This is a genomic window from Rathayibacter sp. RFBD1, assembly GCF_002932915.1.
In the GTDB taxonomy this organism is placed as follows: domain Bacteria; phylum Actinomycetota; class Actinomycetes; order Actinomycetales; family Microbacteriaceae; genus Rathayibacter.
In genome coordinates, this window is the sequence record NZ_PSWQ01000025.1 from 153,384 (window position 1) to 179,214 (window position 25,831).

The window sequence follows — 25,831 nt, forward strand, 5'->3', positions numbered from 1 at the left end:
GAGCGCTCGATCCATCCGGCCGCCGCCCCCGGCCCTACTTCTCCGCCTTGGCGGCGGCCTTCGCGGCCTGCTTGGTGGCGCGGACCTTCGTCAGCGACTCCGGCGAGACGATGTCGGCGACCGAGCGGAAGGCGCCCTCCTCTCCGTAGGCGCCCGCGGCCGCGCGCCAGCCCTCCCCCGAGAATCCGCGCTGCTTGCCGAGCAGGGCGAGGAAGATCCGCGCCTTCTGCTCGCCGAAACCGGGCAGCGCCTTCAGACGCGCGAGGACCGTGCGGCCGTCGGGCTCGTCCCGCGTCCAGACGGCCGCGGCGTCGCCGTCCCAGTCGTCGACCAGAGCGCGGCAGAGGACCTGCACGCGCCCCGCCATGCTCGCCGGGTAGCGGTGGATCGCGGGCGGAGTCCGGCAGAGCTCCGAGAACGCGTCCTCGTCGAAGCCCGCGATCGACGCGGCGTCGAACGAGGCGCCCTCCGCCTCGAGGCGCTCCTCGATCTTGCGGGGCCCGGAGAAGGCCGTCTCCATCGCGACCTGCTGGTCGAGGAGCATCCCGATCAGCAGCGCCAGCGGGTCGCGGCTGAGCAGCGCGTCGGCGTCGGGATCGTCGGTGATGTGCAGGGCGGAGTCGCGGGTCATCCTCCAGGGATACCACGGACGGCCCCGGCGGCGAGCGCGCGGACGGTCCGGTCGACGAGGTCCAGCGCCGCAGCGAGCTCGAGGTCGCCGACATGGCCGTAGCCGAGGACCAGCGCCTCGGTCGCGGCCCGTCCCGACAGGGCGTACTCGTGCAGAGTGGCGACGAGCAGTCCCTCCCGGAGCAGCGCGGCCGCGACGGCGCGCGCGTCCAGAGGCGCGGGCAGGGAGAGGACGACGTGCAGACCCCCGTCGAGTCCGCTCGCGCGCCCCCAGGGCACCGCCTCCGCGAATGCGTGGACCAGCTCACGGCGGTGGGCGTAGCGCCGTCTCGAGCGCGTGAGATGCCTCCGGAACGCCCCGCTCGCCATGAACTGCGCGAGCGCCGCCTGCGTCGGACCCGAGGCGGAGGCGTCCTTCTCGTCGTCGAGGCCGGCCAGCGCCCCGCGGAGCCAGGACGCCCGCGGAACGGCCAGGTAGGCGATGCGGAGCCACGGCGAGACGGTCTTCGAGAACGACCCGACATGGGCGACTCCGCCGCCGGAGTCGAGCGAGGCGAGCGCGGGCAGCGGGGCGCCGACGTAGCGGAACTCGCTGTCGTAGTCGTCCTCCACCACGAGCAGGGGGCCGGCCGACGCGCGGCGCACCAGCTCCAGGCGCTCGGCGAGGGCGAGCCTGCCGCCGGTCGGGTACTGGTGCGACGGAGTGACGACGACCACGTCCGCGCCGGAGCTCGCGAGAGCGTCGAGGTCGATGCCGTCGCCGCGCACAGGGACGCCGACGACCTCGTGCCCGTCGGCGCGCAGGCGGCGCCGGACGGCCGGGTAGCCGGGGTCCTCGACGGCGACGCGCACCTCGCGTCCGAGCGAGGCCGAGGCTGCGCGGGCCAGGAGCGCGACGGCGCCCGCGGTGCCACTGGTCACCACTACGTCCGACGCCTGCACGTCGACGCCGCGGGACCGGCGCAGCTGCTCGGCGATCTGCTCCCGCAGGGCCGGGTCCCCGGAACCCCGAGGAGGCGCCGAGGGCGGCGAGACGAGCGCCAGGCGCCAGGCGGCCCGCCACTCCGGGGTGTCGAGGGCGCGGGTGTCCGGCCGGCCCGGCCTCAGGTCCGCCGCGGCGGGCGGGACGACGGTCTCCCGGGACTCCGGCCGCGGCTCCTGCGGCGCCGGCGCCAGCAGTCCGTCGGAGGCGACCGTCACCGCCGCGCGCGGGTGGGCGACGAGATAGCCCTCCCCCACCAGCTGGTCCACCGCGGCGACGACGGAGCCCCGCGAGACGCCGAGCCGCTCGGCGAGCACGCGGCTCGACGGGATCGGATCGCCCGCCCGGTAGCGCCCGTCCAGCACCGCCTGGCGCAGCGCCTCGGCGAGCCCGGCGCGGACCGAGCCGCGCGGCGACGGCCCGAGGAGGAGCGGGATCTCCAGATCGCCCGACGCCATCGACCGCTCCGCTCTGGACCACTCCGATCGCGCTCCAGTGGCATCCTGGCAGATCCAGTCGGCGCGGGACGATTCCGACATGGACAGTCTCCCCGTCACCGATCGCACCCGCGTCTCCCGTCTCCGCGACCGCCAGCGCACCGATCCCGCCGAGCTGCACGCCCTGCTCGACGAGGCGCTCGTCGCCCACGTCGCCGTCGTGCGGGACGGCGCCGCGATCGTGCTGCCGATCCTCTTCGCCCGCGACGGCGACTCCCTCCTGCTGCACGGGTCGAGCGGCGGAGGACTGCTGCGGGAGGCGGCGCGGCACTCGCTCCTCACCGCCTCGGTCACACTGGTCGACGGACTGGTCGTCGCCCGCTCCACCTTCGACAGCTCGATGAACTACCGCTCGGCGATGGTGATCGGCCGGGCCGAGGCGCTGGAGGGAGAGGAGAAGGAGCGAGCCCTCGACCTGCTGGTGGCACGCCTCCTCCCGGGGCGTGACGAGGAGGTGCGGCCGAGCACCGCCCGCGAGATCGCGGCGACGCTGGTGCTGCGCCTCCCCCTGGCCGAGGCGAGCCTGAAGGTGCGCGCGCACGGAGCGGGCGACGAGCCGGCGGCCGGGGTCTGGGCGGGCGTCGTGCCGCTGGTCACCCGCACGCTCGCGCCGGTGCCGGCGGAGGAGGGCGTCGCGATCCCGCAGTCGGTCCGCCGCTTCAGCGCCGCGGTCGACGGCGCGGTGCCGCTCTGGCGCTGAGCGGACCGGCCGTCGCGGTGCGGACCGCTACTTGGCGTCCTGACGGGGGAAGACGACCTTCTGCACGACGATGATCACCGAGGCCGCCACCGGGATCGCGACCAGGGCGCCGAGCACGCCCGCGATGGTGCCGCCCGCGACCGCCGCGATCACGACGACCGCACCGGGGACCGAGACGGCCTTGTTCATGATGCGGGGGCTGAGGAGGTACGCCTCGACCTGCATGTAGACGAGGTAGTAGATCGCGGCGACCAGCGCGGTCAGCGGCGAGGCCAGGAGGCAGGCGAGCGAGATGATCACGGCGCCCGAGAGCGTGCCGACCAGCGGGATCAGGGAGCCGAGGAACGCGACGCAGGCCAGCAGCGCCGGCACCGGGGCGCCGATCGAGAGCAGCAGGACGAACGTGAGCACGCCGTTCACGCCGGCGAGCGAGACCTGGCCGACCACGTAGCGGCCCACGGCGCCGGTGATCTCGTCACCGACCTCGTGCGCCTTCGCGCGGTGCGAGGCGGGGGCGAAGCGGTAGGCGACGGCCTTCATCGAGCGCAGCGACGCGAGGAAGTACAGCGTCAGGATCAGCACGATGACGGCGCCGGTCACGCCGCTGGCGATCCCGGTCCCGACCGCGATCAGTCCGCCGCCGAGCGAGAGCAGATTGTTGGGGTTGCCGATGAAGCTCTGGACGCTCTCGATCAGCTCGTCGATGTCGATCACGCCGCGCAGCTGCTGCTCGAGGTCGAGCACCCACTGCTGCGAGGCGATGTCGGTGACGATCTGCGGGGCGCTCGTGACGAACATCGTCAGCTGCTCGACCAGGATCGGGATGATGTAGACCAGCAGGCCGGCGAAGATCAGCACCACCGCGGCGAAGACCGCCGTGATCGCCAGCGGCCTCGGCAGGCGCTTGCTCTCGAGCCAGGAGACCAGCGGATCGAGGCCGAGCGCGAAGAACAGCGCCACGAAGATGTAGGTCAGCACCGTGCCCAGCTGCACGACGAGGCCGCCCAGGACGAGCGCCACCAGCACGCCGAGCGCGCCGAACAGGCCGATGCGGAAGGAGCGGATCGTGAAGACCGGCTTCTCCGGGTCGGCGGAGACCACGATGTCCGGCTCGACCGCGGGCTGGGCGGGTGCCGACCGGCGCCGGCGGGAGCGGGCGAAGGCGCGCGGGGTCATCATGGGACGAGCGTAGCGGGGCACCGGGAGGCCGCCCGGCGACCGGCCCACCCTTGACGCGGCCGTTCGAGCGGTGCTCCCGCCCGCTCAGCCCTCCGGATCGTGGTCGTCGACCGCGCCGTCGCCCCGGTGCAGAGCGGCGTGCCGCTCCCACTCGGTGAGCAGGTGCTCGATCGCCTCGTGGAAGCGCCGCGTGGCCGCTCCGGGCGACGTGTCGCCGAAGTAGCGGTGCACCCAGCGCTCCAGCCGCTCGACCGACTCCGGATCGTGCTCGGCGCTGTCGATCCGCGCGATGATCGCGGAGGCGTCCTCGGCGTGCAGCCACTCCGCGTCGCCGAGGTAGCCGCTCTCGTCGACCTCGGCCTCGGCGCTGACGGGCCGGGTGACCAGCAGCGGGCGCCCCGTGGCCAGCCGGTCGTAGACCATCGCCGACACGTCGAGGATCGCGAGGTCGGCGGCGGCGAGCTGCCAGCCGAGCTCGGCACCGGTGTCGTGCACGTGACCGGCGCGCGGATCGGCCGCGTTGGCGGCGGCGATCATCGCGACGATCGCCCGGTCGGCCGCGGCGTAGTCGGAGTCGACCGCGCCGCTGCGGGGATGCGGGCGGTAGACGAGCCGGAACCGCGGGTCGGCCAGGAGCCCGCGCACGAGGGCCGTGCCGTGGCTCCGGATCGAGCCGTAGCCCGCGGCGGGGCGGTCGCCCTCCCAGGTCGGCGCGTAGAGCACCACGCGGCGCTCGTCGGGCGTGAACGGCACGGCGCCGGCGAAGTGGTCCGCCTGAGGACGGCCGATGGCGAGGGCGCGCCTGTCGAAGTCGTAGTCCCAGAGCACGCGGCGCAGCCGGGCGAGGGCGGCGTCCCCGGCGATCATGCTGTAGTCGTACGCCTTGAACTGGTTCGTCGTCATGTACATCTTGTCGCTCTCGCCGTGATTGACGAAGACGTGCCAGCGGCGCCCGTAGCGCATCATCTGGAAGTTGCGGGCGTTCTGGTTGACGTAGAGCACGATCCGCAGCGGCTGGCTCGCGATGGTGCTCTCGAGGTCGGCGACGGAGCGGACGTAGGCGACCGGGACCGGGCTCTCGCGCAGCAGCACCTCCGCGGCGCCGGCGTTGCGGCTGAGCAGCACGACCGGGTGCGTCTCCGCCAGCTCGGCCAGCGGCCGGTACCACTGCCGCAGCTGGTACAGGTTGATGTCGCCGTCGGCGAAGTAGACGCCGATCTCGAACCGGCCCTCGGGCAGCGGCCCGCGCTCCGCGAGCAGCCGGGTCACCGCGTGGCGGGCCCGGCGAGCCGCGAGCAGCTCGCCGCCCACCTTGCGCGCGAGTCGCGCGTCGGTGCGGAGGCGGGCGATCAGGGCACGGGGAGCGGGAGTCATCCGCCCCAGGGTACCGGCGACGGCCCCCGCGCCGGGGGCCTCGCACGGTCCGATCAGGCCGGGGTCACCCTCAGCCAGACGAACTGCAGCGGAGCGAGACGGAAGCCCTCGCGCAGGTCGACCGCGATCTCGGTGACCAGGTCGACCGCCTCCGCGGCGAACCCGACGAACCGCTCGGCCGCGACCTCCTGGACCTCGTCCGACACGTTCGCGAGCACGAGCACCGACTCCCCGTCGCCGGGGCGCTGGTAGCCGAGCACGTGGTCGTTGACCGGGTCGAAGACGCTCAGCTCGGTGCCCGCGAACATCGGCACGGCCTTGCGCACGGCGATGAGGTGCAGCAGCCCGCCGAAGACCTCGCTCGCGGCCGTCCCCGGGACCTCGCGCTCGTCGTAGCGCTCCGCGGGGCGGCGGGGCCGGTTCACCCAGCGCGAGTCGCCGGCCGTCGTCGGGTCGTCGAGGTAGCCGTGGTCGTTGAGCTGGCCGACCTCGTCGCCGAGGTAGAGCAGCGGCAGCCCCCCGGTGCTCAGGGCGATCGAGTGCGCGAGAAGCACGCGGTCGATCCCGTACGGGTCACCCGCCTCCACTCCGGCGAGGGACGCGGTGGTGCCCGAGACGCGGCGGTCGCCGGTGCGCGGGTTTTCCTGGAACGGCACTCCGCGGGCGAACGTGCCGTCGAACCGGTCGGTGTAGAAGTCGTTGAGGAAGCGGCGGTGGCCGGCCGCGTCGATCCCGAGCTCGGCGGCGTCCTCGTCGGCGAAGGTCCAGCCGATGTCGTCGTGCCCGCGCACGTAGTTGACCCAGGCCGTGCCCTCGGGGAGGGCGTGCCGGCGCTCGAGGGCCTGCGAGAGGAGACGGACGTCGCGGGTGGCGAGCGCCTCCCAGGTGAGCGCCATCTGCAGCGGGTTGTACGAGAGCTGGCACTCCTCGACGTCGATGTACTCGATCACCTCGTCGGGGTGCACGATCGCCTCGGACTTGAACAGCAGCGCCGGAGCGGCCAGGCGGCAGACCTCGTTGAACGCGCGCAGCAGGAGGTGCGCCTGCGGCTGCGACTCGCAGGTGGTGCCGAGCTCCTTCCAGATGAACGCGACCGCGTCCATCCTCAGGGCGTCGACGCCCTGATTGGCGAGGAAGAGCATCTCTCCCGCCATCGCCCGGAACACCTCGGGGTTGGAGTAGTTGAGGTCCCACTGGTAGCGGTGGAACGTGGCCCAGACCCAGCGCCCGTCCTCCAGCTGAACGAAGGAGCCGGGATGGTCGTCCGGGAAGATCTCGCGCGTCGTGCGCTCGAAGGCGTCGGGCTGCTCCCGGTCCGGGTAGATCCAGTAGTAGTCCTCGAAGCGCTGCTCGCCGGCGAGCGCGCGCTGCGCCCACTCGTGCTCGTTCGAGGTGTGGTTGAAGACGAAGTCGACCACGAGTGCGATGCCCTGCTCACGCAGCTCGGAGGCCAGCCCGCGGAGCTGCTCCATGTCGCCGAGGTCCGGCCGCACGCGCCGGTAGCTCGAGACCGCGTAGCCCCCGTCCGACTCGCCCTCGGGCGCATCGAAAAGCGGCATCAGGTGCAGGTAGTTCAGGCCGATCTCGCGGAGGTACGGGATCTCGGCGCGCAGCCCCTCGAGGTCGCCCGCATAGCGGTCGACGTAGCAGACCCCGCCCAGAGCCTTGTTCGAGAGGAACCAGGTCGGGTGCTGCTCGCGGGCGCGGTCGAGCGCGCGGAGCTCCTCGGGCCGCTCCTCCCAGGAGGCGGCGGCGAGCTCGACGATCGCGACCAGCTGGTCCTCGAGGTCGTCGCGGCCGGCGTACACCGTGGCGAGCAGATCGACCAGGCGCGGGAGGTGCTCGTCGAGGCGGCCGGAGAACTCGTCGTCGACGGCGCCGAGGCGCTCGCGGACCGCCGTCAGGAGGTCCGGTCCGGCAGGGGTCGCCTCCGCCTCGGCGCGCTCGGGCGGGGAGAGCTGGGTCGAATCGAACACCGTCGTCCTTTCGGGGGCCCCGGCGGGGGCGGATTCCCCGATGCTAGACGATCGGCGGACGCCCGGCGAACGCCATCCGGAGCACCGTGCGGGCCGAGAGGACGCGCCGGCCGCCCGGATCCGAGCGCCATCCCTCCCGCCAGCCGGCGAACCAGGCGCGCAGGGCGGCCGGGTCGCGCCGCCAGCGGAGGCACTGGATCGCGGTCCAGGACCCCACGTAGACGAGCGCCAGAGGTGCGGCGAGATTGCGGCGGGCGAGCCAGACGCGGTTGCGCGCGTTCAGCCGGTAGTAGTCGGCGTGACGGGTCGGCTGGATGACCGGGTGCTGGGCGACGAGCTCTCCCGCGTACCAGGCGGTGCGACCCGTGTCCCAGACCCGCCAGGCCAGCTCGATGCCCTCGTGGGCGTAGAAGAACGGAGCCGCCCAGCCGCCCGTCCGGGCGAACACGTCGCGCCGCAGCACGACCGCTCCCTCCCAGACCGAGAAGACGGGGCCGGAGCGGCGGGGGTCGCCCTTGAGGATCCGCGGGATCCAGCGCCGCGGGCTCGGCGTGCCGTCCGTGCTGTCGACGCGGGGCTGCACCAGGCCGATGCGGCGGTTCGAGGCGAGCAGCGCGATAGCGTCGACGAGGAAGCGGGGAGACGGGATCCGGGCGTCGTCGTCGAGGAAGAAGAGGTACTCCCCCGCGACGGCGTCGACTCCGGCGTTCCGGCCCGCCGGGATGCCGAGGTTCTCGGGCAGCGCCAGGGCGCGCACTCCCTCGGGCAGGCCGTCCGGCTCCCAGCCGTTGCCGACGCAGACGACGTCCAGCTCGACGCCCTCCTGCGCGAAGACGCCGGCCAGCCCCGCGGCGAGGTCGTCGGGCCGGGTCCCCTGCGTCAGGACGACGACGCCGACCCGCGGCTCAGGAGCGGACACGCTTGGACGCCATGATCGCGACGAAGTGGCCGACCAGGGCGAGGAGGGCGAGCGGCAGCAGCGCCCCGACGAGGACCCGGTCGGCCGTGCCCGCTCCGACGACGAGGCCCACGAGGGCGGTCGCGAAGGCCAGCATCGTCAGCTCGACGGAGTGGTAGAGGCGGTGGAAGGGCAGGAAGCGGGCCGCGCGGCGAAGCCCCGCCAGCCCGGACGAGGACGGCACAGCCTCACCCTTCGTGTCCGCCAGCTTCGTGAGACCGGCGTTCGCGCGCGCCACGTGCACCATGTCGTTGAGCGCCTTGTTGAGGACGATCACCAGGGCCAGGGCGAAGCCGATCGTGGTCCAGAGGAAGTCAGCCGGCGCCTCGAACGGGACGCCCGCCGCCCGCAGCCCGAGCGCGATCGGGATCAGCGCCTCGGTCGTGTAGTGCCCGACCTTGTCGAGGAACACGCCCGCCGGCGAGGACGTGCGGCGCCAGCGCGCGACCTCGCCGTCGCAGCAGTCCACCAGCATCTGCAGCTGGCCGAGGAGCAGCGCCAGCGCCGCTCCGGCGATCCCCGGGATCAGGAGGGCTGCCGCCGCGCTCCAGCCGACCAGGATCATCAGCCCGGTGACGCCGTTCGCCGAGATCGAGGTCTTCAGCAGCAGCCAGGTCAGGTAGGGCGAGAAGCGGCGCAGGTAGAGCGACGCCGTCCAGTGCTCGGCGTTGCGGCGCCCGCGCACCTCCGGGGGCTGCGCGACGGCGCGCAGCTCGGCGATGGAGCGGGGTCTCGTCGTCGTGGTCATGCGCCCCTCGGCGAGTCGGACCGCGGCTGGTGGCGGTGGGCGGAGATGTTGCTGGTCAGCCCGGCGAAGCCGAGCACGAAGCCGGTCCCCCAGGCCACGTGGACCGCCGGGATGACCACGGCGAACCACAGCATCGCACGCGCGCCGTCCGGCCGCGCGACCACGAGAGTGGCCGCCGCCACCAGGAGGAGGTAGGCGGCGGGCACCGCGAACCCGAGCAGGAGCCAGGGCGCGGCTCCGGCGAGCGCCTGGACGACTCCCGCCAGCCCGACGAGCAGCCCGATCGCGAGCATGGCGACGAGCACGGGCGGAGCGAAGTAGCGCAGCGACCGCGAGGCCGGGAACATCCGGGTGAGCTCGCCCCGCCACATCCCGGTCGAGAGGAACTGCCGGAGCAGCGCGCGCATCGAGGGCCGCGGCCGGTAGGTGACGGTGAGGCGCGGAGTGAACCAGACGACCTCGCCGCGCTCGCGCAGCCGCCGGTTCAGCTCCCAGTCCTGCCCGCGCTTGAAGCGCTCGTCGAACAGGCCGGCGCGCTCGAGGGCGGAGCGGCGGAAGACGCCGAGGTACACCGTGTCGGCCGGGCCCTCCTCGCCTCCCACGTGGTGGGGCGTGCCGCCCAGCCCGATGCGGGAGCCGTAGGCCCGGGCGACCGCGCGCTGGAACGGGGTGAGGCCCTCCGCCGCCATCACTCCGCCGACGTTCGCCGCTCCGGAGCGCTGCAGCGCCTCGACCGCCGTGCGCGCGTACTCGGGCGGCAGGACGGAGTGCGCGTCGACCCGGACGACGACCGGGTGGCGCGAGGCGCGGATCGCGGCGTTGAGGCCCGCAGGAGTGGAGCCGACCTCGTTCGGCACGACGCGGATCCGCGGGTCGGCCGCGCTCAGCTCGGCGACGAGCTGCTCCGTGCCGTCGATGCTCGGGGCGACGGCGAGGACGACGTCGAAGGGGCCGGTGTAGTCCTGGTGCAGCAGCGAGTCGACCGCGGCGCGCACGTGGGCGACCTCGTTGAGGACGGGCATGACGTAGGAGACGCCGGGCAGGTCGGAGAGGTCGTCTTCCGGGATCTCGTGCTGCATGGGTCCAGTTCGTGCGGGAGGAGCGCGGGCGCAGGGATCCACCATCCTACCAGCGGGGACCGCCCCGCCCCGGGACCGGCCCGGACGCGGAACAGCCCCCCGGGGACGGATCCTCGAGGGGCTGTGCGCGGCGGCGGAGCACAGCCCCCCGGGGACGGATCCTCGAGGGGCTGTGCGCGGTGGCGGAGCACAGCCCCCCGGGGACGGATCCTCGAGGGGCTGTGCGCGGCGGCGGAGGGTCAGCCGGCGGCCATCTGGCCGAGCGTCGCCTTCGCCTGGTAGCTCTGGCCGTTGCGGACGTAGGTCAGCTCGACCGCGGCGTTCGCGGCCTGCGCGCGGACCTGCGCGGTGAGGTCGGACGCGCTCGTGATCGGAGTGCTGTCGATCGCGGTGATGATGTCGCCCTTGGCGAGACCGGCCGCCTGCGCGGCACCGCCTCCGGAGACCTCCTCGATGCGGGCGCCGAGGACGTCCGCGGTCGAGTCGGAGACGCTCGCGCCGAGCAGGCCGTGCGAGGCGGAGCCGTTCGCGATGATCTCCTTCGCGATGCGCTCGGCGATCGCGCTGGGGATCGCGAAGCCGACTCCGATGTTGCCGGACTGGCCGCTCGAGGAGGACTGGCCGGCGCTCGCGATCGCGACGTTCACGCCGATCAGCTCGCCGTCGCTGTCGAGCAGCGCGCCGCCGGAGTTGCCCGGGTTGATCGCCGCGTCGGTCTGGATGACGGGCAGCGAGATGGTGCTCTTCGCCTGGGTCGGCGCCTGCTGGCCCGGGATGTCGAAGTTGAACGGGCTCTCGGTGCCGCCGCTCGAGCTGTCGCCCGAGTCGTCCGGAGCCGCCGAGGAGGCGACCTGGATGCTGCGGTTGAGCGCGCTGACGATGCCGTCGGTCACGGTTCCGGAGAGGCCGAGCGGGGCGCCGATGGCGACCGCCGTGTCGCCGACGTTGATCTTGGTGGAGTCCGCGAACGTCATCGGGCTGAGGTCGGTCGCGCCGGTCAGCTTGATGACGGCGAGGTCGAGGGTCGGGTCGGTGCCGACGACGGTCGCGTCGAAGATCCGGCCGTCGCTGGTCGTGACCGAGACGGTGCCGTTCGCGATCTCGCCGTCGAGGGTGACCACGTGGGTGTTGGTCAGGACGTAGCCGTCCTTCGAGAGCACGATGCCGGAGCCGGTGCCGGCGGACGAGCTGCCGCTCACCGCGATGGTGACGACGCTCGGAGTGGCCTTGGCGGCGACCGCGGTGGCGGTCGTCGCGTCCTCGGCGTTGTTGACCGTGATCGTCTGCGAGCCGCCGGCGGAGACCACGCGGGTCCCGCCGCCGTTGGAGGCGGACCAGAGGCCGAACACGCCGGCTCCCGCGACTCCGCCCACGACCGCGCCGATGGCGAGCGCCGCGACGACGCCCACTCCGGCTCGGCGCTTCGTGGCGGTGGGGGCGGGGGTGTACTCGGCGCCCGGGCCGAAGGGGCTCGAGGAGGGCGGCTCCTCGGAGCCGTGCAGGGTGTTCGCCGCGGGCGGCGCGTACTGCCCGTAGCGGGCCGGCTGGGAGACGGGCTGCGCCTCGTTGCCGGCCGTCGCGTTCGGTGTGTACGGCGGCTGGGTGGCCGAGGAGGAGGGGTAGGGGACGGTCGGGTTCTCGCTCTCGCGGTGCGCTCCGCCCCGGTGGATCGGCTCGGTGGGCCCGGTGGTCGAGGACGACGCTCCGGAGCTCTCGCCGGGGGTGCGCTCGGTCGCCTCTCGGGCGCCGGACTCCGTCGGCGTGGTGGGTTCCTCCGGCTGACGAGGACCCTCGTGACTCTCGGTCATGGGTGCTGCTCCTTCCAAGCGGGGATAGCTTGGCGATCGTACCTGGGGGTTTCTTATGACGAGCCTGCGAGCGGGAAATGAAACCGGCCGGACTGCTCGAGCGGGCACACTGGGCACGTGAGCATTCCCGGATCCTGGTCCCGCGCCGCGGCGGGCGCCGGCCTCCTCGGCCCAGGTGGCGAAGTCGCCGCCACCGTCTTCAGCGAGATGAGCGCGCTCGCCCTGCGCACCGGAGCGGTGAACCTCGGCCAGGGCTTCCCGGACGAGGACGGCCCGCGCGAGATCCTCGACGCCGCGCGCGACGCCATCGCGTCCGGGCTCAACCAGTATCCGCCGGGTCCCGGCTTCCCCGTCCTGCGCGAGGCGATCGCCGCGCACCGGCTGCGCTTCTCCGGGATCTCCCTCGACCCCGACGGCGAGGTCCTCGTCACCACGGGCGCCACCGAGGCCCTGGCCGCGGCTCTGCTGGCCCTGCTCGAGCCGGGCGACGAGGTCGTCGCCTTCACTCCCCACTACGACGCCTACGGAGCCCTGATCGCCCTCGCCGGAGGGGTGCATCGCACCGTGCTCCTGCGCGGCCCCTCCTTCGCGGTCGACCACGACGAGCTGACGGCCGCGGTGAGCGACCGCACGCGCGTCATCCTGGTGAACGACCCGCACAACCCGACCGGTGCCGTCCTCCCGGCCGAGACCCGCGAGCTGATCGTGCGGCTCGCCGAGCGGCACGACGCCGTGATCCTGACGGACGAGGTCTACGAGCACCTGCGCTTCGACACCCCGCACGTCCCGCTGGCCTCCCTTCCCGGAGCCTTCGAGCGGACGCTGTCCGTCTCCTCGGCGGGCAAGACCTTCAGCACCACGGGCTGGAAGATCGGCTGGGTGACGGGCCCGCGCGAGCTGATCACGGCCGTCCTCGCCGTGAAGCAGTTCCTCACCTACGTCAGCGGCTCGCCGTTCCAGGGGGCCGTCGCCCTCGGGCTCGGGCTCCCGGACGCCTTCTTCACCGGCGCGGCGCAGACTCTTGCGGCCAAGAAGGACCTGCTGTCGGCGGGCCTGGCTGCTGCGGGCTTCGGCGTCGCGCCCTCCTCGGGCGGCTACTTCGTCGTCGCGGACGCGGCACCGCTCGGCTACGACGACGGGGTCGCGCTCTGCCGGGCGCTCCCGGATCTCGCGGGAGTGGTGGCGGTGCCCGTGTCGGCGTTCTGCCGCCCCGAGGACGCCGCTCCCTACCGCTCGCTCGTCCGCTTCGCCTTCTGCAAGCGGTTCGAGGTGCTGGAGACCGCGGTCGCGGGCCTCGCCCGCATGGCGCGCTGAGGAGCCGGCCTCAGCGGATTCGGTCGGATGCCCGGCGCCGTCGGGCCGGGGGCGGCGGTCAGAGCGGCAGCACCCGGAAGCGCCGCAGCGCCAGAGCGGGGTTCTTCGCGCGCGCCGCGTCGATCCGCTCGCGCGAGACCCAGGCGACGGCGACATCCTCGACCTCGCCGAGGGTGACGGTCTCGACGCCCATCGGATCGACGATCATGCTCGTGCCGACCCCGATCGGCGGGGTCTGGTCGGCTGCGACGAGGTACACCGTGTTCTCGAGCGCGCGGGCGGTGACCAGCGTCCGCCAGTGCGCCTCCTTGAGCGGGCCGCGCACCCACTCGGCCGGTGCCGCGATGACGTCGACCCCGGCGTCGACCAGCCAGCGGCTGACCTCCGGGAAGCGCAGGTCGTAGCAGGTCTGCAGCCCGACGACGAGGCCGCCGACCTCGAACGTCTCGGGTGCGGCGATCTCCCCCGCGGCGACCCACTCCGACTCGGTCTGGCCGAAGGCGTCGTACAGGTGCAGCTTGCGGTAGCGGGCCACGAGCGCGCCCTCGGGGTCGAGCGCGACGAGCGTGTTCGCGATGCGGCGCCCGTCCACCGCCTCGACCATGCCCGCCACGAGGTGGATCCGGAGCTCGCGCGCGAGCGCCGCGAGAGCCGTGACGAACGGGCCGTCGAGCGCCTCGCCCGCCGCGACCAGCTCGGGCCCGAGCGGATCGGTGAAGGCGGAGCTGTACTCCGGCAGCACCACCAGGCTCGCGCCGCGCTCGGCGGCGATCCGGGCCAGGCGCCCGATCGTCGCGATGTTCGCCTCCCGGTCCGTCGAGGGGGCGAACTGCGCCACGGCCATGCCGACGGCGCCGGTCATCAGCTCGGCGGGTAGAGGAAGAGGGCGACCTGGGAGGCCGGGATGGTGCGCTTGTGGTACGCGTGGTCGTTGCCCCAGTTGTATTCCTCGAGCGAGACCGTGCCGTCGGAGTTGACGGCCTGCACGTACGCGACGTGGTTGCCGGTGAACCAGGCGACCGCGCCGGGGACGGGCGTGCTGCTGGTCACCCAGCCGTGGGAGGCCCACTGGCCGGCCCACGCGTAGGCGCTGCCTCCGCCCGGGGTCATGTTGCCCCAGGTCCACTTGAAGGGTGCGCTCGTCGAGCCCTGGTCGCGGTTGATCCGCCAGGCGACGAAGTCGACGCACTCTCGGTAGTAGTACCGCAGCGGCGAGAGGCCGCCGCCCTGGTCGTCGGTGAGCTGGTCGCGCCAGGGGTAGTCGTCGCCCTCCTCGCGGGGCGTGACCGAGGTGCTGGTGCCGCCGCTGCCCGCGGCGGCGCCGTCCGCGCCGGTCGTGCCTGCCGCGGCCTGCGCCTCCTGGGCGAGGCGGGCGGTCTCGGCGTCGCGGGCGGCCTGCTCGGCGGCGGCGAGCGCGCGCGCCTGGGCGGCCGCCTCGTCGAGCTGGGCCTGGGTCGGTGCGGTGAAGGAGTCGCGGATGACCTGCTCCTGGACCGCGGTCGGCGCGACGGTGAGCTTCTGGTTGCCGAGCGCCTGCACGCGGGCGGCGGCCTCGACGGCGGCCTGCGAATCGGGTGCCGGGTCGAAGGAGTAGGCGGGGAGCGCGGAGACCGCCACGAGGCCCGCGATGGCGGCGAGGGCGACCGTGCTGACGGTCGCACGGAAGACACGGCCCCGGCGGCGCCGCACGGGGCGGACGGGCGTGAGGACCGGAGTGGCGACGCGTGCCGCGGGCAGCGCGTGCGGCGCCTGCCGCGGGCTCCGCCGGGTCGGGCGGTCGCCGAGCCCCTCGTCCGAGCCGTCGTCTCCGCGTTCGTCCCTCACAGCAGCACCCCTCGCATCGGGGTCGAGCCTAACGTGCGGGCCGGTCCGGCACACGCGTCGGCGCGGAGCGTCGGGAGGCCGGTCCGCGGATGCGGGTCGCGCGAGCCCGGCTCGCGGTCGGCGGCGCCGCCGGCGGATCCGACGGTCACGCGGACGGGCGACCGGAGTAGCGTCCGGAGCGGAGCGGTCGCGACGGTGCGGCCGCGGGACGGAGGACGGCGATGATCCGGAGCGAGAGGGCCTTCAGCGGCTTCAGCGTGGACGACGTGGAGGCGGCGCGGGCCTTCTACGGCGGAGTGCTCGGGCTCGAGGTCGAGCTGAACTCGATGGGGATCCTCGACATCCGGCTGCCGGGCGGAGGCCGCGCGATCGCGTACCCGAAGCCGGACCACGAGCCGGCGTCGTTCACGATCCTGAACTTCTCGGTGGAGGACGTCGACGCGGCGGTCGCCGAGCTGCACGCGGCAGGCGTCACCACGGCGATCTACGACGACCCGTCGCTGCCGACCGATGCGGACGGAGTGATGCGCGGCCACGGGCCGACGATCTGCTGGTTCCGCGATCCGGCGGGCAACGTGCTGAGCGTGATCGAGGGCGACTGAGGTCTCGGCCCGCGCACTGTCAGCCGCGGGAAGCACGTCCGCGACCCGTGTTAACGACGAAAGCCGGCCCTTCTCAGGACCGGCTTTCGCTTTCTTGTTGCGGGGGCAGGATTTGAACCTACGACCTCTGGGTTATGAGCCCAGCGAGCTACCGAACTGCTCCACCCCGCGGCACAAGAAGAGACATTACACGCGTTCCGGCGCCGATGCAAATCGACGCGGCGGTGGGAGCGGGCTCCGGTCTCAGGCGGGCTTGGCGGCGCGCAGCACGGCGCTCTCGTCCACGCTCAGCCCGACCGCCGTCAGGGCGGCTGCGAGCTCGGACGAGGTGCGCGACCAGGTGCGGACGTCGGCGCCGACGGGAGCGGACGACGACGGGGCGACGAGCACCGCTCCGCCGGGGGCGACGAACCACTCCACCAGCCGCGCCCACTCCTCCAGGTCGGGGAGCCACGAGACGACGCCGGCGCTGCAGAGCACGACGTCGAACGAGTCGGGCTCCGGCAGCATGTGCCGCAGCTCGTAGAGGTTCGCGCAGACGAAGCGGGCGGAGCCGGCGAGGTCCCTGTCCGCGGCGGCGGCGCGTGCTCGGCGCACGGTGGGCATCGAGAAGTCGACGCCCACCACGCGGGCGCCGCGCTCGGCGAGCTCGAGCGCGTCGAGCCCGTCGCCCGAGCCGAGCTGGAGGATCCTCGGACCGGGGTCGAGGAGCGCCGCGGTGACGAGCTCCGGGTGGAGCGCACCCTCGCCGGTGCGCTCCTCCCAGTACGTGCGGTTCAGCTCGAGCCACTCCCCCGAGCGGAGGTGCTCGCCGCGGTCGACCTGCACCATGCGGGCTACTGGCCGCCCTCGGCCTGCAGCGCCCGCGAGAGCGCCTCGGTCAGCTGCTCGTCCGCCGCCGCGAAGGCGGTGAGGTCGCCCGCCTTGAGGGCGTTCTCGCGAGCCGTGAGGGCGTCCCGCGCGTCGTTCAGCGCCTGCTGCAGCGCCGTCTGGTCGCCCGTGGCCGGCGTGGAGCCGGTGCCGCCGGTCGTGCCGCCCGCGTCGCCTCCGGTGTCGCCGCCCGAGGTGCCGGTGCCGGCGTCCGGAGTCGTCGGCGTGCCGGTGTCGCCCGCGTCGGCTCCCGAGTCGCCGCCGAAGAGGCTGTCGAGGGCCGCGTCGAGGGTGTCCTCGAAGGCGATGTCGTCACCGAACGCGACCAGCACCTTCTGCAGGAGCGGGAAACTCGTGTCTCCGTTGGAGCGCACGTAGATCGGCTGGACGTAGAGCAGGCCGCCGCCGACCGGCAGCGTGAGCAGGTTGCCCCTCGTGACGGTGGTGTCGCCGCGGGAGAGGATGTTCAGCTCGTTCGCGACCGTCGGGTCGGTGGTGAACGCGTTCTGCACCTGGCCGGGGCCGGGCACAGTGTCGTCCTTCGGCAGCTCGAGCAGGCGGAGCGTGCCGTAGCCGTCGGCCACGGAGCCCGCCGTCGAGCCGGCGTCGGAGTCGGCCACGAGGTAGCCGGTCAGCACGTTGCGGCTGGCCTGCGCGCCCTGGACGCTCGCCGGGATGTACGTCGAGTAGAGCGAGTACGACGGCACGTCCTGGTCCGGCGTCTGCAGCGTCAGGTAGTACGGCGGCTGCAGGCTGGTGCCGGTCGCGGCGGCCGTGGTCGCGGCTCCGCTGGTCGGGTCGTTCGGCGTCGCCCAGGCGTCCTCGCGGGAGTAGAAGGAGCCCGCGTCGGTCACGTGGTAGGTGCCGAGGACCGCGCGCTGGACCTTGAAGAGGTCCTCCGGGTACCGGACGTGGCTGAGCAGCTCGCCCGACATGTCGCTCACGGGCTTCACCGTGGTCGGGAAGATCTTCTGCCAGGTCTGCAGGATCGGGTCCTCGGTGTCCCACGCGTAGAGCGTGACGCTGCCGTCGTACGCGTCGACGGTCGCCTTCACCGAGTTGCGGATGTAGTTGACGTCGTCGGTCGGGAACTGCTGCTGCGTGTTCGTGTCGGCGATCGCCTGCGAGAGGCTCTGCACCTCCGAGTACGGGTAGTCGGCCGAGGTGGTGTACCCGTCGACGACCCACTTCACGCGGCCGTCGACGACGGTCGGGTAGGCGTCGGAGTCGAGCTTGAGGTACGGCGCGACCTTCTGGACGCGCTGCACGGGATCGCGGTCGTAGAGGATCTGCGAGTCGTCGTTCACACCGTCCGAGAGGAAGATCTGCTCGGACTGGAACTTGATCGCGTAGACGAGCTTCTTGAAGACGTTGTCGAGAGCGGGGCCGCCCTCGCCGTCGAAGGTCGTGTAGGTCTGCTGCGCGCCGTCGGTGCCCGAGGGGTAGTCGAGCTCGATGTCGCGCGAGTCGTTGCCGCCCACGATCGAGTACGGCGGGGAGTTCTCGCCGAAGTAGATCCGCGGCTCGTAGTCGCCGAGGTCGCCCGTCGTCGGGACGCCGGACTCGATGAACACCGGCTCGCCGTCGGCCGATCGCTGGTTGCCGTACGCGGCGACCAGGCCGTAGCCGTGGGTGTAGACCAGCGTCTGGTTGTACCAGGTCTGGTTGGTGCCGAGGCCGTTGAGGTTCAGCTCGCGGACGCCGACCACGGCGTCCTGCGTCGATCCGTCGATGGAGTAGCGGTCGACGTCGAGCGCGTTCTGCGTGTCGCCGAACTTGTAGTACTGGCGGAACTGCTGCAGCTGCGAGAACGCGTCGGTGACGACGGCGGGGTCGAGGATGCGGATGTTCGCGGTGGTCTCGGCGTCCGAGCGCAGGGCGCCCGGCTCCGCGTCGGTGGTCGCGTCGTAGGGGATGACGTCGACGTCGCTGACGCCGTAGGCCTGGCGCGTCATGTCGATGTTGTTCTGGATGAAGGGCTGCTCGAGCGTGCGCTCGTTGGGCTCGACCTGGAACTTCTGCACGATCCACGGGTAGAGGGAGCCGACGAGCAGGCTCGACACGATCAGCAGCGCGGTGCCGATGACCGGGAAGCGCCAGCGGCCGATGAAGGCGGTGACGACGAAGAGGATCGCGACCAGCGCCGCGATGCCGGCCAGGATCTGCAGGCCCGGGATCGTCGCGTTGACGGTGGAGTAGGTGGCGCCGGTGATGCGGGGCCCCTGCTGCGCGAGCGTCGCGTACTGGTCGAGCCAGAGGCTGACCGCCTGCACGGCGAGGTAGAGGGCGGCGATGACCGCCAGCTGGATGCGCGAGGCCTTCGAGATGCGGATCTCGCGGCCGTTCACCCGGATCGCTCCGTAGAGGTAGCCGGTGGCGAGGGTCGCGAACGCCGAGATCAGCAGGACCGCCGACGCGAAGCCGACGATGCTCTGGTAGAAGGGCAGCTCGAAGAGGTAGAACGACGTGTCGAGGCCGAACTGCGGATCCGTGGTGCCCGAGGGCGTGCGGTTCCAGAAGGTGAGGCTCGTCTGCCAGCGGGTGGCGGAGGAGACGCCGGCGAAGAGGCCGAGCACCGCGGGGATCCCGAAGGTGGCCAGGCGCCGCAGCGGCTCCACGACCTGCTGGTAGCGGTCGATCTGCGAGTTGAGCTTCGCGTAGACCGGCCGGAGGCGGTACGCCAGCATCAGGCTGATGAACACCGGCACCGCCATGGCGACGAAGCCGATGACGAAGAGACCGCCCGCCGCCGCCCACTGCGTCGTGAGCACGGAGAGGAAGCCGAGCTGGTCGTACCAGAGGATGTCGGTGTACAGACCGGCGAAGACGAAGAACGCCACCACCAGGACGGCCACCACCACGACAGTGACGGCGAGGACGCTCCGTCTCTTCCGCGGCGGGGTTTCGGTTGCTGTGGAACTCACGTGAGGGCCTCTTGCTGTCGAGATGTGAGGGGAGGCCACCCATGCTATGCGACGGCTGTCCGGCTCACCTGGGCGTCGACCCGGGGTCGGCGGGCGGGATCAGTCGAGGGGAGCGGCGGTGCTGCAGTCCGGCAGCCCGGAGGTGTCGCCCGCGGCGATGCCCTTCAGTGCGGCGAGGGCGTCGTCGAGGGTCGAGACCGCGAGCACGTCGAGCCCGTCGGGGACGTGGCCGACGACCTCGTTGCAGTTGGTCGCGGGGGCGAGGAAGTACTCGGCTCCGGCGCCCTCCGCCCCGTAGAGCTTCTGGCGGATCCCGCCGATGGCGCCGACCTCGCCGGCCGCGTCGATCGTGCCGGTCCCGGCGACGCTCCGCCCGCCGTTGAGCTCGCCCTCGGTGAGCTTGTCGATGATCCCGAGGGCGAACATCATGCCCGCGCTCGGCCCGCCCACGTCGTCCAGCTGGATGTCGACCTCGAACGGGAAGTCGAAGGCCGCTCCGGGGAGGACGCCGATGACGGCGGCGCCGTTCGAGTCGCGCGGCGTGACCTCCACCTCCTGACGGGCGCCCTCGCGCTCGATGCTGACCTGCACCGGGGAGCCGGTGCCCAGGGTCTGCAGGGTCGCACGCAGGGCGGTCGCGTCGGCGACCGGGGTGCCCGCGACCGCGAGGATCTCGTCCCCCGCCTCCAGGACGCCCTCGGCCGGGGAGCCCTCGGGCACCTGCACGACCGAGACGCGCTGCTCGACGGGGTAGCCGAGCTCGGTGAGCGCGGCGGCGATCGCCTCCTGCTGGGAGTCGGTCATCTCGGCCTGGTTCGCCTCGTCGCGCTCCTCGACCGTGGAGGAGGGAGGGAAGATCGCGTCGACCGGGACGACCGCCTTGGTCCTGTCGAACCAGGCGCTCGCGACCTCGACCCAGGTGGGCAGGCTCTGCGGGTTGCCGACGACCGACACGGTGAGCATGTCGAGCGTGCCGGCCGTGGGGTAGGTGGTGCGGTCCGGGATCGAGATGAGGGGCACGTCCTTGCTGCTGCCCAGGGTGTCGAACACGGGGCCGGGCTGCTCGATCACGTAGGGGGCGGGCGCGACGCCCAGACCGACCACGACGGCGACACCCGAGAGGAGGACGACCGGTCCGACCCACGGGCGGCGCGGGGAGGAGGAGGGGCGCGGGTCGTCGGAGAACAGCGACACGGGGGCCTTTCTGGCAACGGGTGGAGCGGCTCCGCCGGGATGTTCGCGGCGGGCGGAAGCGGGCTGGGCCCGAGCGGTGCTCTGCACGCCGAGGCCCCGGGCGCTCGGGCTAACGTAGCTTGCACGACTGGGAGTCGCGCCGGAACCGGCGCCCTGTGCAGGGCCGCGGAGGCGGTGCGGCGACCGGATTCACGTGAGCGACGGAGGGCTGATCCCGATGGCCGATGGCGACAGTGCGGACCGAGCGGGCGGCGGCTCCGAGGACGAGTTCCGGGAGATGCTGCGGCAGTTCCTCTCGGGGAACGGCCCGGTCGACCCCTCGCAGCTCGCCGGAGCGGCGGGACTGCCGAACGACCCGGTGGCCCTGCAGAACCTGCTCTCGCAGCTGCAGAGCGCGATGCAGCAGAACGGCGACGGCGGCGTCAACTGGACGCTCTCGCTCGAGCAGGCGAAGCAGCTCGCGCGCGCCGAGTCCGCGCCGGTGTCCGACTCCGTGCGGGCTCCGATCGACGCGGCCTTCGGCGTCGCCGCGCTCTGGCTCGACGAGGTCGCGTACGTCTCCGAGCTGAGCCGCACGCCGCGCTCGATCAGCCGCCTCGAGTGGATCTCCCTGACGATGCCGGTCTGGACCCAGCTCGCCGAGCCGGTGGCGCTGAGCATCTCGGACGCGCTGACCCGCGTGCTCCGCGAGCAGGCCCCGGAGGAGATGCAGGCGATGATCGCCGGTGCCGAGGGCATGATGCGCGGGATCGGCGGCACCCTGTTCGCCCTGCAGCTGGGCCAGGTCGTCGGGCAGCTCGCCGCCGAGGTCGTCTCGGGCGGCGACATCGGCATCCCGCTGCTGGAGGAGAACGACGCGGCGATCCTGCCGCAGAACGTCGCCGCGTTCGGCGAGGGCCTCGACATCCCGCTGGACCAGGTGCAGCTGTACCTGGCGGTCCGCGAGCTCGCGCACGCCCGCCTCTTCCGGCACGGCAAGTGGCTCCGTCTCGCCCTCATCTCGCAGATCACCGACTTCGCGCGCGGGATCAGCATCGACACCACCCGCCTCGAGGAGCTGGCCGAGGGCTTCGACCCGTCGAACCCCGAGGAGCTCCGCGACGCGATGACCTCCGGCGCGCTCATCCCGCCGAAGACGGAGGAGCAGCTCGCCGCGCACGGCCGCCTCGAGACCGTCCTCGCCCTCATCGAGGGATGGGTCGACGTCGTCACCGCGGCGGCGACCACCCGCCTGCCCAGCGCCGGGGCGATCGCCGAGACGGTCCGCCGCCGCCGCGCCTCCGGCGGCCCGGCCGAATCCGCCTTCGCGACCCTCGTCGGCCTGGAGCTGCGCCCGCGCCGCCTCCGCGAGGCCGCCGCGATGTGGCAGGCCGTGACCGACGCCGTCGGGCCCGAGGCCCGCGACTCCCTCTGGTCGCACCCCGACCTGCTCCCCGGCTCGGAGGACCTGGACGACCCGAGCGCGCTCGTCGCCCGGCTCACGGCCGAGGCCCGCGGCGAGACCCCGGAGCCCGACGAGATGGATCGCGCGCTGGAGGACCTGCTGAACGGCACGATGCCGCGCGAGGGCGACGGCGCCTCCGGAGACGCTCCGGACACGACCGACGACGCCGGCTCGCCGGACGACGACGACCGCGGCTCCTCCCCCACGGGCGACCGCCCCGTCTGACCCCCCGTCCGGCGCCCGCCTGTGGACAACTCGCGCGGCGCCGGGCCGGTCTCGGCCATGATCGCCGGATGGTGCTCCGGCTCGATCCCCGACTCCCCCTGCTCTGGCGCTCCGCGACCGCGGTGCAGCTCGGCCTCGACCGGCCGCACGCGGTCCTGGACGGCGTCGGCTACCCGGAGGAGCTGCTGCTCGACGCCCTCCGCGTGGGCACCAGCGCCGGCACCGTCCGCCTGATCGCGGCGCGCGCCGGAGCGAGCGAGGCGCGGGTCGACGAGGTGCTCGAGGCGCTCCGGCCGGTCCTGCTGCGCAGCGTCGAGCCCGGCGGCCCTCCCCCGGCACCGCGGGTCGTCGTCGAGGGGACGGGCGCGGCACCGGACGCACTGCGCACGCTGCTCCGGAGCGAGGGCTGCTCGCTGGTCGCCGACGACGGGACGCCGGACCTCGCCGTGCTGATCGCCGACTTCGCGGTCGCCCCCGCCCGCGCCGCGCACTGGCTCGCGGCCGATGTGCCGCACCTGGCGGTGGTGTTCGGCGACGAATCGGTGCGCCTCGGACCCCTTGTCGAGCCGGGTTCCGGACCGTGCCTGCACTGCGCCGAGCGGGACCGGATGGACCTCGACCCGGATCGCGCGCGCCTCGTGATCCAGGTGCTCGGCCGCACGGCCCCCACCCGCACGCCGCTCGCGAGCGCCGCGATCGCCGTGGCGGCCGCCGACGCCGTGCTGCGGTGGCTGCTCGCGGGCTGGCGAGGATTGCGCGCGGCCGAGCGGGTCTACAGCGACGCCTCCGGATCGTTCACCGTGCGGGAGCGGGAGCCGCACCCCGAGTGCGCGTGCCGAGCTCTTCGAGGAAGCGCGACGGCTCCCTCCGCGTGACGCGGCCGACCGTCGAGCGCGCCCACGAGAGGCGCAGGCGCCGGCGGGCCCGGGTGATGCCGACGTAGAGGAGGCGCCGCTCCTCGTCGATCGCCTCGAGGCCGGCGGCGTACGAGATCGGCAGCAGGCCCTCGGCGAGCCCCATCAGGTGCACCGACTCCCACTCGAGGCCCTTCGCCGAGTGCAGCGTGGCGAGGGTGACCGCGCCGCGGTCCGGCTCGTGGTGCACCTGCTGGCGTGCGATCAGGTCGTCGGTGAACTGGCGGAAGGTCCATCCGGCAGGGGCCTCGTCGACGAGGCGGGCCAGCGTGTCCAACGACTCCCACCGGTCGCGCACCGCACCGGGCGCCGACGGGGGCTCGGCGCTCCAGCCGAGCGAGCGGAGGACGTCGCTCACCGACTTGAACAGCGGCTCGCCGCTGATCGACACGGACGCCGCGCGCAGCTGCATCACGGCCTGCTTCACCTCGGGCAGGTCGAAGAAGCGCTTGCCGCCGCGCATGTGCGCGCTCACTCCACGCTCGTGCAGGGCGTGCTCGATGACCGCCGACTGGCTGTTGGTGCGGAAGAGGACCGCGATGTCGGAGGGTCGCACCCCCGCCTCGATGTCGGCCGCGACCCGCGCCGCGATCCCGCGCGCCTCCGCGATGTCGTCCGGGTAGGCGTCGATCGCGGGCTCCGGCGCCTCGGCGGCGGCGACGGCGTGGAGCGAGAGGGCGCCGGGCCTGCCCCGCATGAGGCGGTTCGCGGTCTGCACGATCGGCACGGCCGAGCGGTAGTTCTCCTCCAGGCGCACCACGGTGGCGGCCGGCCAGCGGGACGGGAAGTCGAGGAGGTAGTCGGCCCGCGCACCCGCGAAGGAGTAGATGGTCTGGCTGGCGTCGCCGACGACGCAGAGGTCGCTCCGGTCGCCGAGCCAGAGCTCCAGGAGCCGCTGCTGCAGCGGCGAGACGTCCTGGTACTCGTCGACGACGAAGAAGCGGTACTGCTCGCGCACCTGCATCGCCATCGCGGGCTCGGACTCGAGCATCCCGGCGGTCACGAGCAGGACGTCCTCGAAGTCGATCTGGCGGCGCTGGTCCTTCAGCCCCTCGTACTCGTCCACGAGCGCGACCGTCTGCTCCAGGGTGAGCCGTCCGGGCAGGGGGCGCGTGCGGGCGGCGACGGCGTACTGCTCGAGGGAGAGGGCGGACACCTTCCGCCACTCGATCTCGGCCGAGAGGTCGCGGAGCGTCGCCGTGTCGAGCTTCAGGCGGAGCCGCTCGGCCGCGTGCCCGAGCAGGCGGGCCTTGCCGTCGAGCAGCTGGGGCATCGTGCCCCCCACCAGCTGCGGCCAGAAGTAGCCGAGCTGCGAGAGGGCGGCGGCGTGGAAGGTGCGGGCCTGGACACCGCCGGCGCCGAGCACCCGCAGGCGCGAGCGCAGCTCGGCCGCGGCGCGGCTGGTGAAGGTCAGGGCCATGACGCGGCCGGGCGTGTAGACGCCGGTCGCCACTCCGTGCGCGATGCGGTGCGTGATCGTCCGGGTCTTGCCGGTGCCCGCTCCCGCGAGCACGCAGACCGGCCCCAGCAGCGCCTCCGCCGCCTCGCGCTGCCCCTCGTCGAGACCGTCGAGCAGGGTCACGCGATCGGGCCGTTCTCCAGCTCGCCTCCGTACCAGTCCTCGATCATCGCGCGGGCGATGGACGAGCGGCCGGGCAGCAGCACGGACTCGAGCGAGTCGTGCAGCTGCTGCCGGGTGAACCAGCGCAGCTCGACGATCTCCTCGCCGTCCGGGAGCAGATCCTCCGGGGACTGGTCCTCGGCGAGGCGGGCGATGAAGCCGACCATGAGGGAGGCGGGGAAGGGCCAGGGCTGCGAGCCGAGGTACTGCGGGTCGACGACGCGCATGCCCGACTCCTCGCCGATCTCGCGGATCACGGCGGCCTCGAGCGACTCGCCCGGCTCGACGAAGCCGGCGAGCAGGGAGAAGCGGCCGGTGCCCCACATCGCGTTCGAGCCGAGGAGGAGGCGGTCGTCCGCGTCGAGGACGCAGACGATGATCGCCGGATCCGTGCGCGGGAAGACCTGGCTGCCGTCGGTGGGCGAGCGGCGGACCCAGCCGCCCTGCTCGACGACGGTCGGGTCGCCGTTGCGGGGCGAGTAGCCGTGCGAGGCGTGCCAGTTCGCGATGGCGAGAGCCTCGGTGAACAGGCCCGCGTCGCGGTCGCTCAGGCGCTCGGCGATCGGGCGCAGGCCGCTCCACCGCTCCTCGTCGGGCTCGAGCTCGGCGGCGGCCGCGTCGGTGAGGACGGTCGCGATGACGGGGGTTCCGACCGGCTCGCCGGGGGCCTCGGCGAGCGTGCGGCCGAGGTAGATCCGGAGGGTGCCGGCGGTCACGTCCTCCGGGCGGCGCAGGAGGAGGCGGTCGGCCTCGACCAGGGTCCGGTCGTGGTGCAGGACGAGCACGCGGGTGGCGGGATCGGCGAGCAGCTCGTCGAAGAGCGCGGGCCGCGAGCGTCCGACGCCGTCGCGGTCGGCCGCCTGTCGCGAGAGCGGGAGGCGATCGGCGAAGGGCAGTGACATCCGGGGCTCATTTCGTGACGGGGGCCGCGAGGACCGCTGTCGCGGGCCTTCGACGGCATCGGCGGG

21 protein-coding genes and 1 tRNA gene are annotated in these 25,831 nt (G+C 73.3%); 5 read left to right on the forward strand and 17 right to left on the reverse strand.

Annotated features, from left to right (window positions below; translation table 11 throughout):
- Positions 1 to 34 precede the first annotated feature (34 nt).
- Together C5D50_RS14685 and C5D50_RS14690 are read right to left on the reverse strand one after the other, a co-directional pair.
- Entirely contained in the window at positions 35 to 631 is a 597-nt protein-coding gene (locus C5D50_RS14685; protein WP_104283829.1) for an HhH-GPD-type base excision DNA repair protein, read from the reverse strand.
- Positions 628 to 2,070, reverse strand: coding sequence for a PLP-dependent aminotransferase family protein (locus C5D50_RS14690; RefSeq protein WP_181137354.1), 1,443 nt, complete (start codon positions 2,068 to 2,070; stop codon positions 628 to 630). Before C5D50_RS14690 ends, C5D50_RS14685 begins: the two co-directional genes overlap by 4 nt.
- Before the next feature lie 79 nt (positions 2,071 to 2,149).
- On the opposite strand from C5D50_RS14690, the gene C5D50_RS14695 reads away from it, so the two are divergent.
- Positions 2,150 to 2,809, forward strand: a complete 660-nt coding sequence (locus C5D50_RS14695) for a pyridoxamine 5'-phosphate oxidase family protein (protein WP_104283831.1) — start codon at positions 2,150 to 2,152, stop codon at positions 2,807 to 2,809.
- Between the two features lie 27 nt (positions 2,810 to 2,836).
- Here the strand turns inward: C5D50_RS14695 and C5D50_RS14700 are convergent, their stop codons facing one another.
- The 7 genes from C5D50_RS14700 to C5D50_RS14730 form a co-directional block, all read right to left on the reverse strand.
- Positions 2,837 to 3,988, reverse strand: a complete 1,152-nt coding sequence (locus C5D50_RS14700) for an AI-2E family transporter (RefSeq protein ID WP_258068664.1) — start codon at positions 3,986 to 3,988, stop codon at positions 2,837 to 2,839.
- A gap of 84 nt (positions 3,989 to 4,072) precedes the next feature.
- Positions 4,073 to 5,362, reverse strand: coding sequence for a hypothetical protein (locus C5D50_RS14705; protein WP_244229610.1), 1,290 nt, complete (start codon positions 5,360 to 5,362; stop codon positions 4,073 to 4,075).
- Positions 5,363 to 5,415: 53 nt separating this feature from the next.
- On the reverse strand, positions 5,416 to 7,266 hold the full coding sequence (locus tag C5D50_RS14710) for an amylosucrase (RefSeq protein ID WP_104283845.1): 1,851 nt from the start codon (positions 7,264 to 7,266) through the stop codon (positions 5,416 to 5,418).
- Between the two features lie 115 nt (positions 7,267 to 7,381).
- Positions 7,382 to 8,257 (reverse strand): glycosyltransferase family 2 protein, encoded by an 876-nt coding sequence (locus C5D50_RS14715; protein WP_104283832.1) that lies wholly within the window; start codon positions 8,255 to 8,257, stop codon positions 7,382 to 7,384.
- Positions 8,244 to 9,044 carry a CDP-alcohol phosphatidyltransferase family protein gene (locus tag C5D50_RS14720; RefSeq protein ID WP_104223579.1) on the reverse strand — a complete coding sequence of 267 codons (801 nt, stop codon included), beginning with the start codon at positions 9,042 to 9,044 and terminating at the stop codon, positions 8,244 to 8,246. Before C5D50_RS14720 ends, C5D50_RS14715 begins: the two co-directional genes overlap by 14 nt.
- Positions 9,041 to 10,123 carry a glycosyltransferase family 2 protein gene (locus C5D50_RS14725; protein ID WP_181027226.1) on the reverse strand — a complete coding sequence of 361 codons (1,083 nt, stop codon included), beginning with the start codon at positions 10,121 to 10,123 and terminating at the stop codon, positions 9,041 to 9,043. Before C5D50_RS14725 ends, C5D50_RS14720 begins: the two co-directional genes overlap by 4 nt.
- A 239-nt stretch (positions 10,124 to 10,362) precedes the next feature.
- Complete coding sequence (locus C5D50_RS14730; protein WP_104247830.1) at positions 10,363 to 11,931, reverse strand: S1C family serine protease; 1,569 nt, start codon at positions 11,929 to 11,931, stop codon at positions 10,363 to 10,365.
- 117 nt (positions 11,932 to 12,048) lie between these two features.
- Between C5D50_RS14730 and C5D50_RS14735 the strand changes: the two genes are divergently transcribed.
- On the forward strand, positions 12,049 to 13,245 hold the full coding sequence (locus tag C5D50_RS14735; protein ID WP_104283833.1) for an aminotransferase class I/II-fold pyridoxal phosphate-dependent enzyme: 1,197 nt from the start codon (positions 12,049 to 12,051) through the stop codon (positions 13,243 to 13,245).
- 58 nt (positions 13,246 to 13,303) lie between these two features.
- On the opposite strand, the gene C5D50_RS14740 is transcribed toward C5D50_RS14735, so the two are convergent.
- Together C5D50_RS14740 and C5D50_RS14745 are read right to left on the reverse strand one after the other, a co-directional pair.
- Positions 13,304 to 14,107: a carbon-nitrogen hydrolase family protein gene (locus tag C5D50_RS14740; RefSeq protein ID WP_104247828.1), complete on the reverse strand. Its 804-nt coding sequence runs from the start codon at positions 14,105 to 14,107 to the stop codon at positions 13,304 to 13,306.
- A complete protein-coding gene (locus C5D50_RS14745; RefSeq protein ID WP_181137355.1) occupies positions 14,107 to 15,069 on the reverse strand; it encodes a CHAP domain-containing protein in 963 nt (320 codons plus the stop codon). Before C5D50_RS14745 ends, C5D50_RS14740 begins: the two co-directional genes overlap by 1 nt.
- Before the next feature lie 221 nt (positions 15,070 to 15,290).
- On the opposite strand from C5D50_RS14745, the gene C5D50_RS14750 reads away from it, so the two are divergent.
- Positions 15,291 to 15,671: a VOC family protein gene (locus tag C5D50_RS14750; RefSeq protein WP_104283836.1), complete on the forward strand. Its 381-nt coding sequence runs from the start codon at positions 15,291 to 15,293 to the stop codon at positions 15,669 to 15,671.
- A gap of 97 nt (positions 15,672 to 15,768) precedes the next feature.
- On the opposite strand, the gene C5D50_RS14755 is transcribed toward C5D50_RS14750, so the two are convergent.
- The 4 genes from C5D50_RS14755 to C5D50_RS14770 all read right to left on the reverse strand — a co-directional run bounded on the left by C5D50_RS14755 (position 15,769) and on the right by C5D50_RS14770 (position 20,659).
- Positions 15,769 to 15,842, reverse strand: a tRNA-Met gene (locus tag C5D50_RS14755).
- Positions 15,843 to 15,914: 72 nt separating this feature from the next.
- The gene (locus tag C5D50_RS14760; protein ID WP_104283837.1) at positions 15,915 to 16,502 is read right to left on the reverse strand and encodes a bifunctional 2-polyprenyl-6-hydroxyphenol methylase/3-demethylubiquinol 3-O-methyltransferase UbiG; all 588 of its coding nucleotides are present in this window, start codon (positions 16,500 to 16,502) and stop codon (positions 15,915 to 15,917) included.
- 5 nt (positions 16,503 to 16,507) lie between these two features.
- Positions 16,508 to 19,465: a UPF0182 family protein gene (locus tag C5D50_RS14765; protein WP_181027225.1), complete on the reverse strand. Its 2,958-nt coding sequence runs from the start codon at positions 19,463 to 19,465 to the stop codon at positions 16,508 to 16,510.
- 99 nt (positions 19,466 to 19,564) lie between these two features.
- Entirely contained in the window at positions 19,565 to 20,659 is a 1,095-nt protein-coding gene (locus C5D50_RS14770) for a PDZ domain-containing protein (RefSeq protein ID WP_104283838.1), read from the reverse strand.
- A gap of 217 nt (positions 20,660 to 20,876) precedes the next feature.
- Here C5D50_RS14770 and C5D50_RS14775 point away from each other — a divergent pair, with 217 nt between their 5' ends.
- Together C5D50_RS14775 and C5D50_RS14780 are read left to right on the forward strand one after the other, a co-directional pair.
- Positions 20,877 to 22,328: a zinc-dependent metalloprotease gene (locus tag C5D50_RS14775; protein WP_104238192.1), complete on the forward strand. Its 1,452-nt coding sequence runs from the start codon at positions 20,877 to 20,879 to the stop codon at positions 22,326 to 22,328.
- A gap of 68 nt (positions 22,329 to 22,396) precedes the next feature.
- The gene (locus C5D50_RS14780; protein ID WP_104283839.1) at positions 22,397 to 23,203 is read left to right on the forward strand and encodes a hypothetical protein; all 807 of its coding nucleotides are present in this window, start codon (positions 22,397 to 22,399) and stop codon (positions 23,201 to 23,203) included.
- On the opposite strand, the gene C5D50_RS14785 is transcribed toward C5D50_RS14780, so the two are convergent.
- Positions 23,124 to 24,824: an ATP-dependent helicase gene (locus C5D50_RS14785; protein ID WP_104224836.1), complete on the reverse strand. Its 1,701-nt coding sequence runs from the start codon at positions 24,822 to 24,824 to the stop codon at positions 23,124 to 23,126. The genes C5D50_RS14780 and C5D50_RS14785 overlap by 80 nt on opposite strands.
- Complete coding sequence (gene nudC, locus C5D50_RS14790; protein WP_104262666.1) at positions 24,821 to 25,765, reverse strand: NAD(+) diphosphatase; 945 nt, start codon at positions 25,763 to 25,765, stop codon at positions 24,821 to 24,823. The genes C5D50_RS14785 and nudC overlap by 4 nt, the downstream gene beginning before the upstream one ends.
- Positions 25,766 to 25,831 lie beyond the last annotated feature (66 nt).

What these genes read in the sequence shown, in the direction of transcription:
- C5D50_RS14730 (WP_104247830.1), bottom strand. Translation starts at nt 11,931, where the DNA reads ATGACCGAGAGTCACGAGGGTCCTCGTCAGCCGGAGGAACCCACCACG.
- C5D50_RS14725 (WP_181027226.1), bottom strand. Translation starts at nt 10,123, where the DNA reads ATGCAGCACGAGATCCCGGAAGACGACCTCTCCGACCTGCCCGGCGTC.
- nudC (WP_104262666.1), bottom strand. Translation starts at nt 25,765, where the DNA reads ATGTCACTGCCCTTCGCCGATCGCCTCCCGCTCTCGCGACAGGCGGCC.
- C5D50_RS14705 (WP_244229610.1), bottom strand. Translation starts at nt 5,362, where the DNA reads ATGACTCCCGCTCCCCGTGCCCTGATCGCCCGCCTCCGCACCGACGCG.
- C5D50_RS14690 (WP_181137354.1), bottom strand. Translation starts at nt 2,070, where the DNA reads ATGGCGTCGGGCGATCTGGAGATCCCGCTCCTCCTCGGGCCGTCGCCG.
- C5D50_RS14760 (WP_104283837.1), bottom strand. Translation starts at nt 16,502, where the DNA reads ATGGTGCAGGTCGACCGCGGCGAGCACCTCCGCTCGGGGGAGTGGCTC.
- C5D50_RS14750 (WP_104283836.1), top strand. Translation starts at nt 15,291, where the DNA reads ATGATCCGGAGCGAGAGGGCCTTCAGCGGCTTCAGCGTGGACGACGTG.
- C5D50_RS14720 (WP_104223579.1), bottom strand. Translation starts at nt 9,044, where the DNA reads ATGACCACGACGACGAGACCCCGCTCCATCGCCGAGCTGCGCGCCGTC.
- C5D50_RS14700 (WP_258068664.1), bottom strand. Translation starts at nt 3,988, where the DNA reads ATGATGACCCCGCGCGCCTTCGCCCGCTCCCGCCGGCGCCGGTCGGCA.
- C5D50_RS14695 (WP_104283831.1), top strand. Translation starts at nt 2,150, where the DNA reads ATGGACAGTCTCCCCGTCACCGATCGCACCCGCGTCTCCCGTCTCCGC.
- C5D50_RS14685 (WP_104283829.1), bottom strand. Translation starts at nt 631, where the DNA reads ATGACCCGCGACTCCGCCCTGCACATCACCGACGATCCCGACGCCGAC.
- C5D50_RS14775 (WP_104238192.1), top strand. Translation starts at nt 20,877, where the DNA reads ATGGCCGATGGCGACAGTGCGGACCGAGCGGGCGGCGGCTCCGAGGAC.
- C5D50_RS14740 (WP_104247828.1), bottom strand. Translation starts at nt 14,107, where the DNA reads ATGACCGGCGCCGTCGGCATGGCCGTGGCGCAGTTCGCCCCCTCGACG.
- C5D50_RS14780 (WP_104283839.1), top strand. Translation starts at nt 22,397, where the DNA reads ATGGTGCTCCGGCTCGATCCCCGACTCCCCCTGCTCTGGCGCTCCGCG.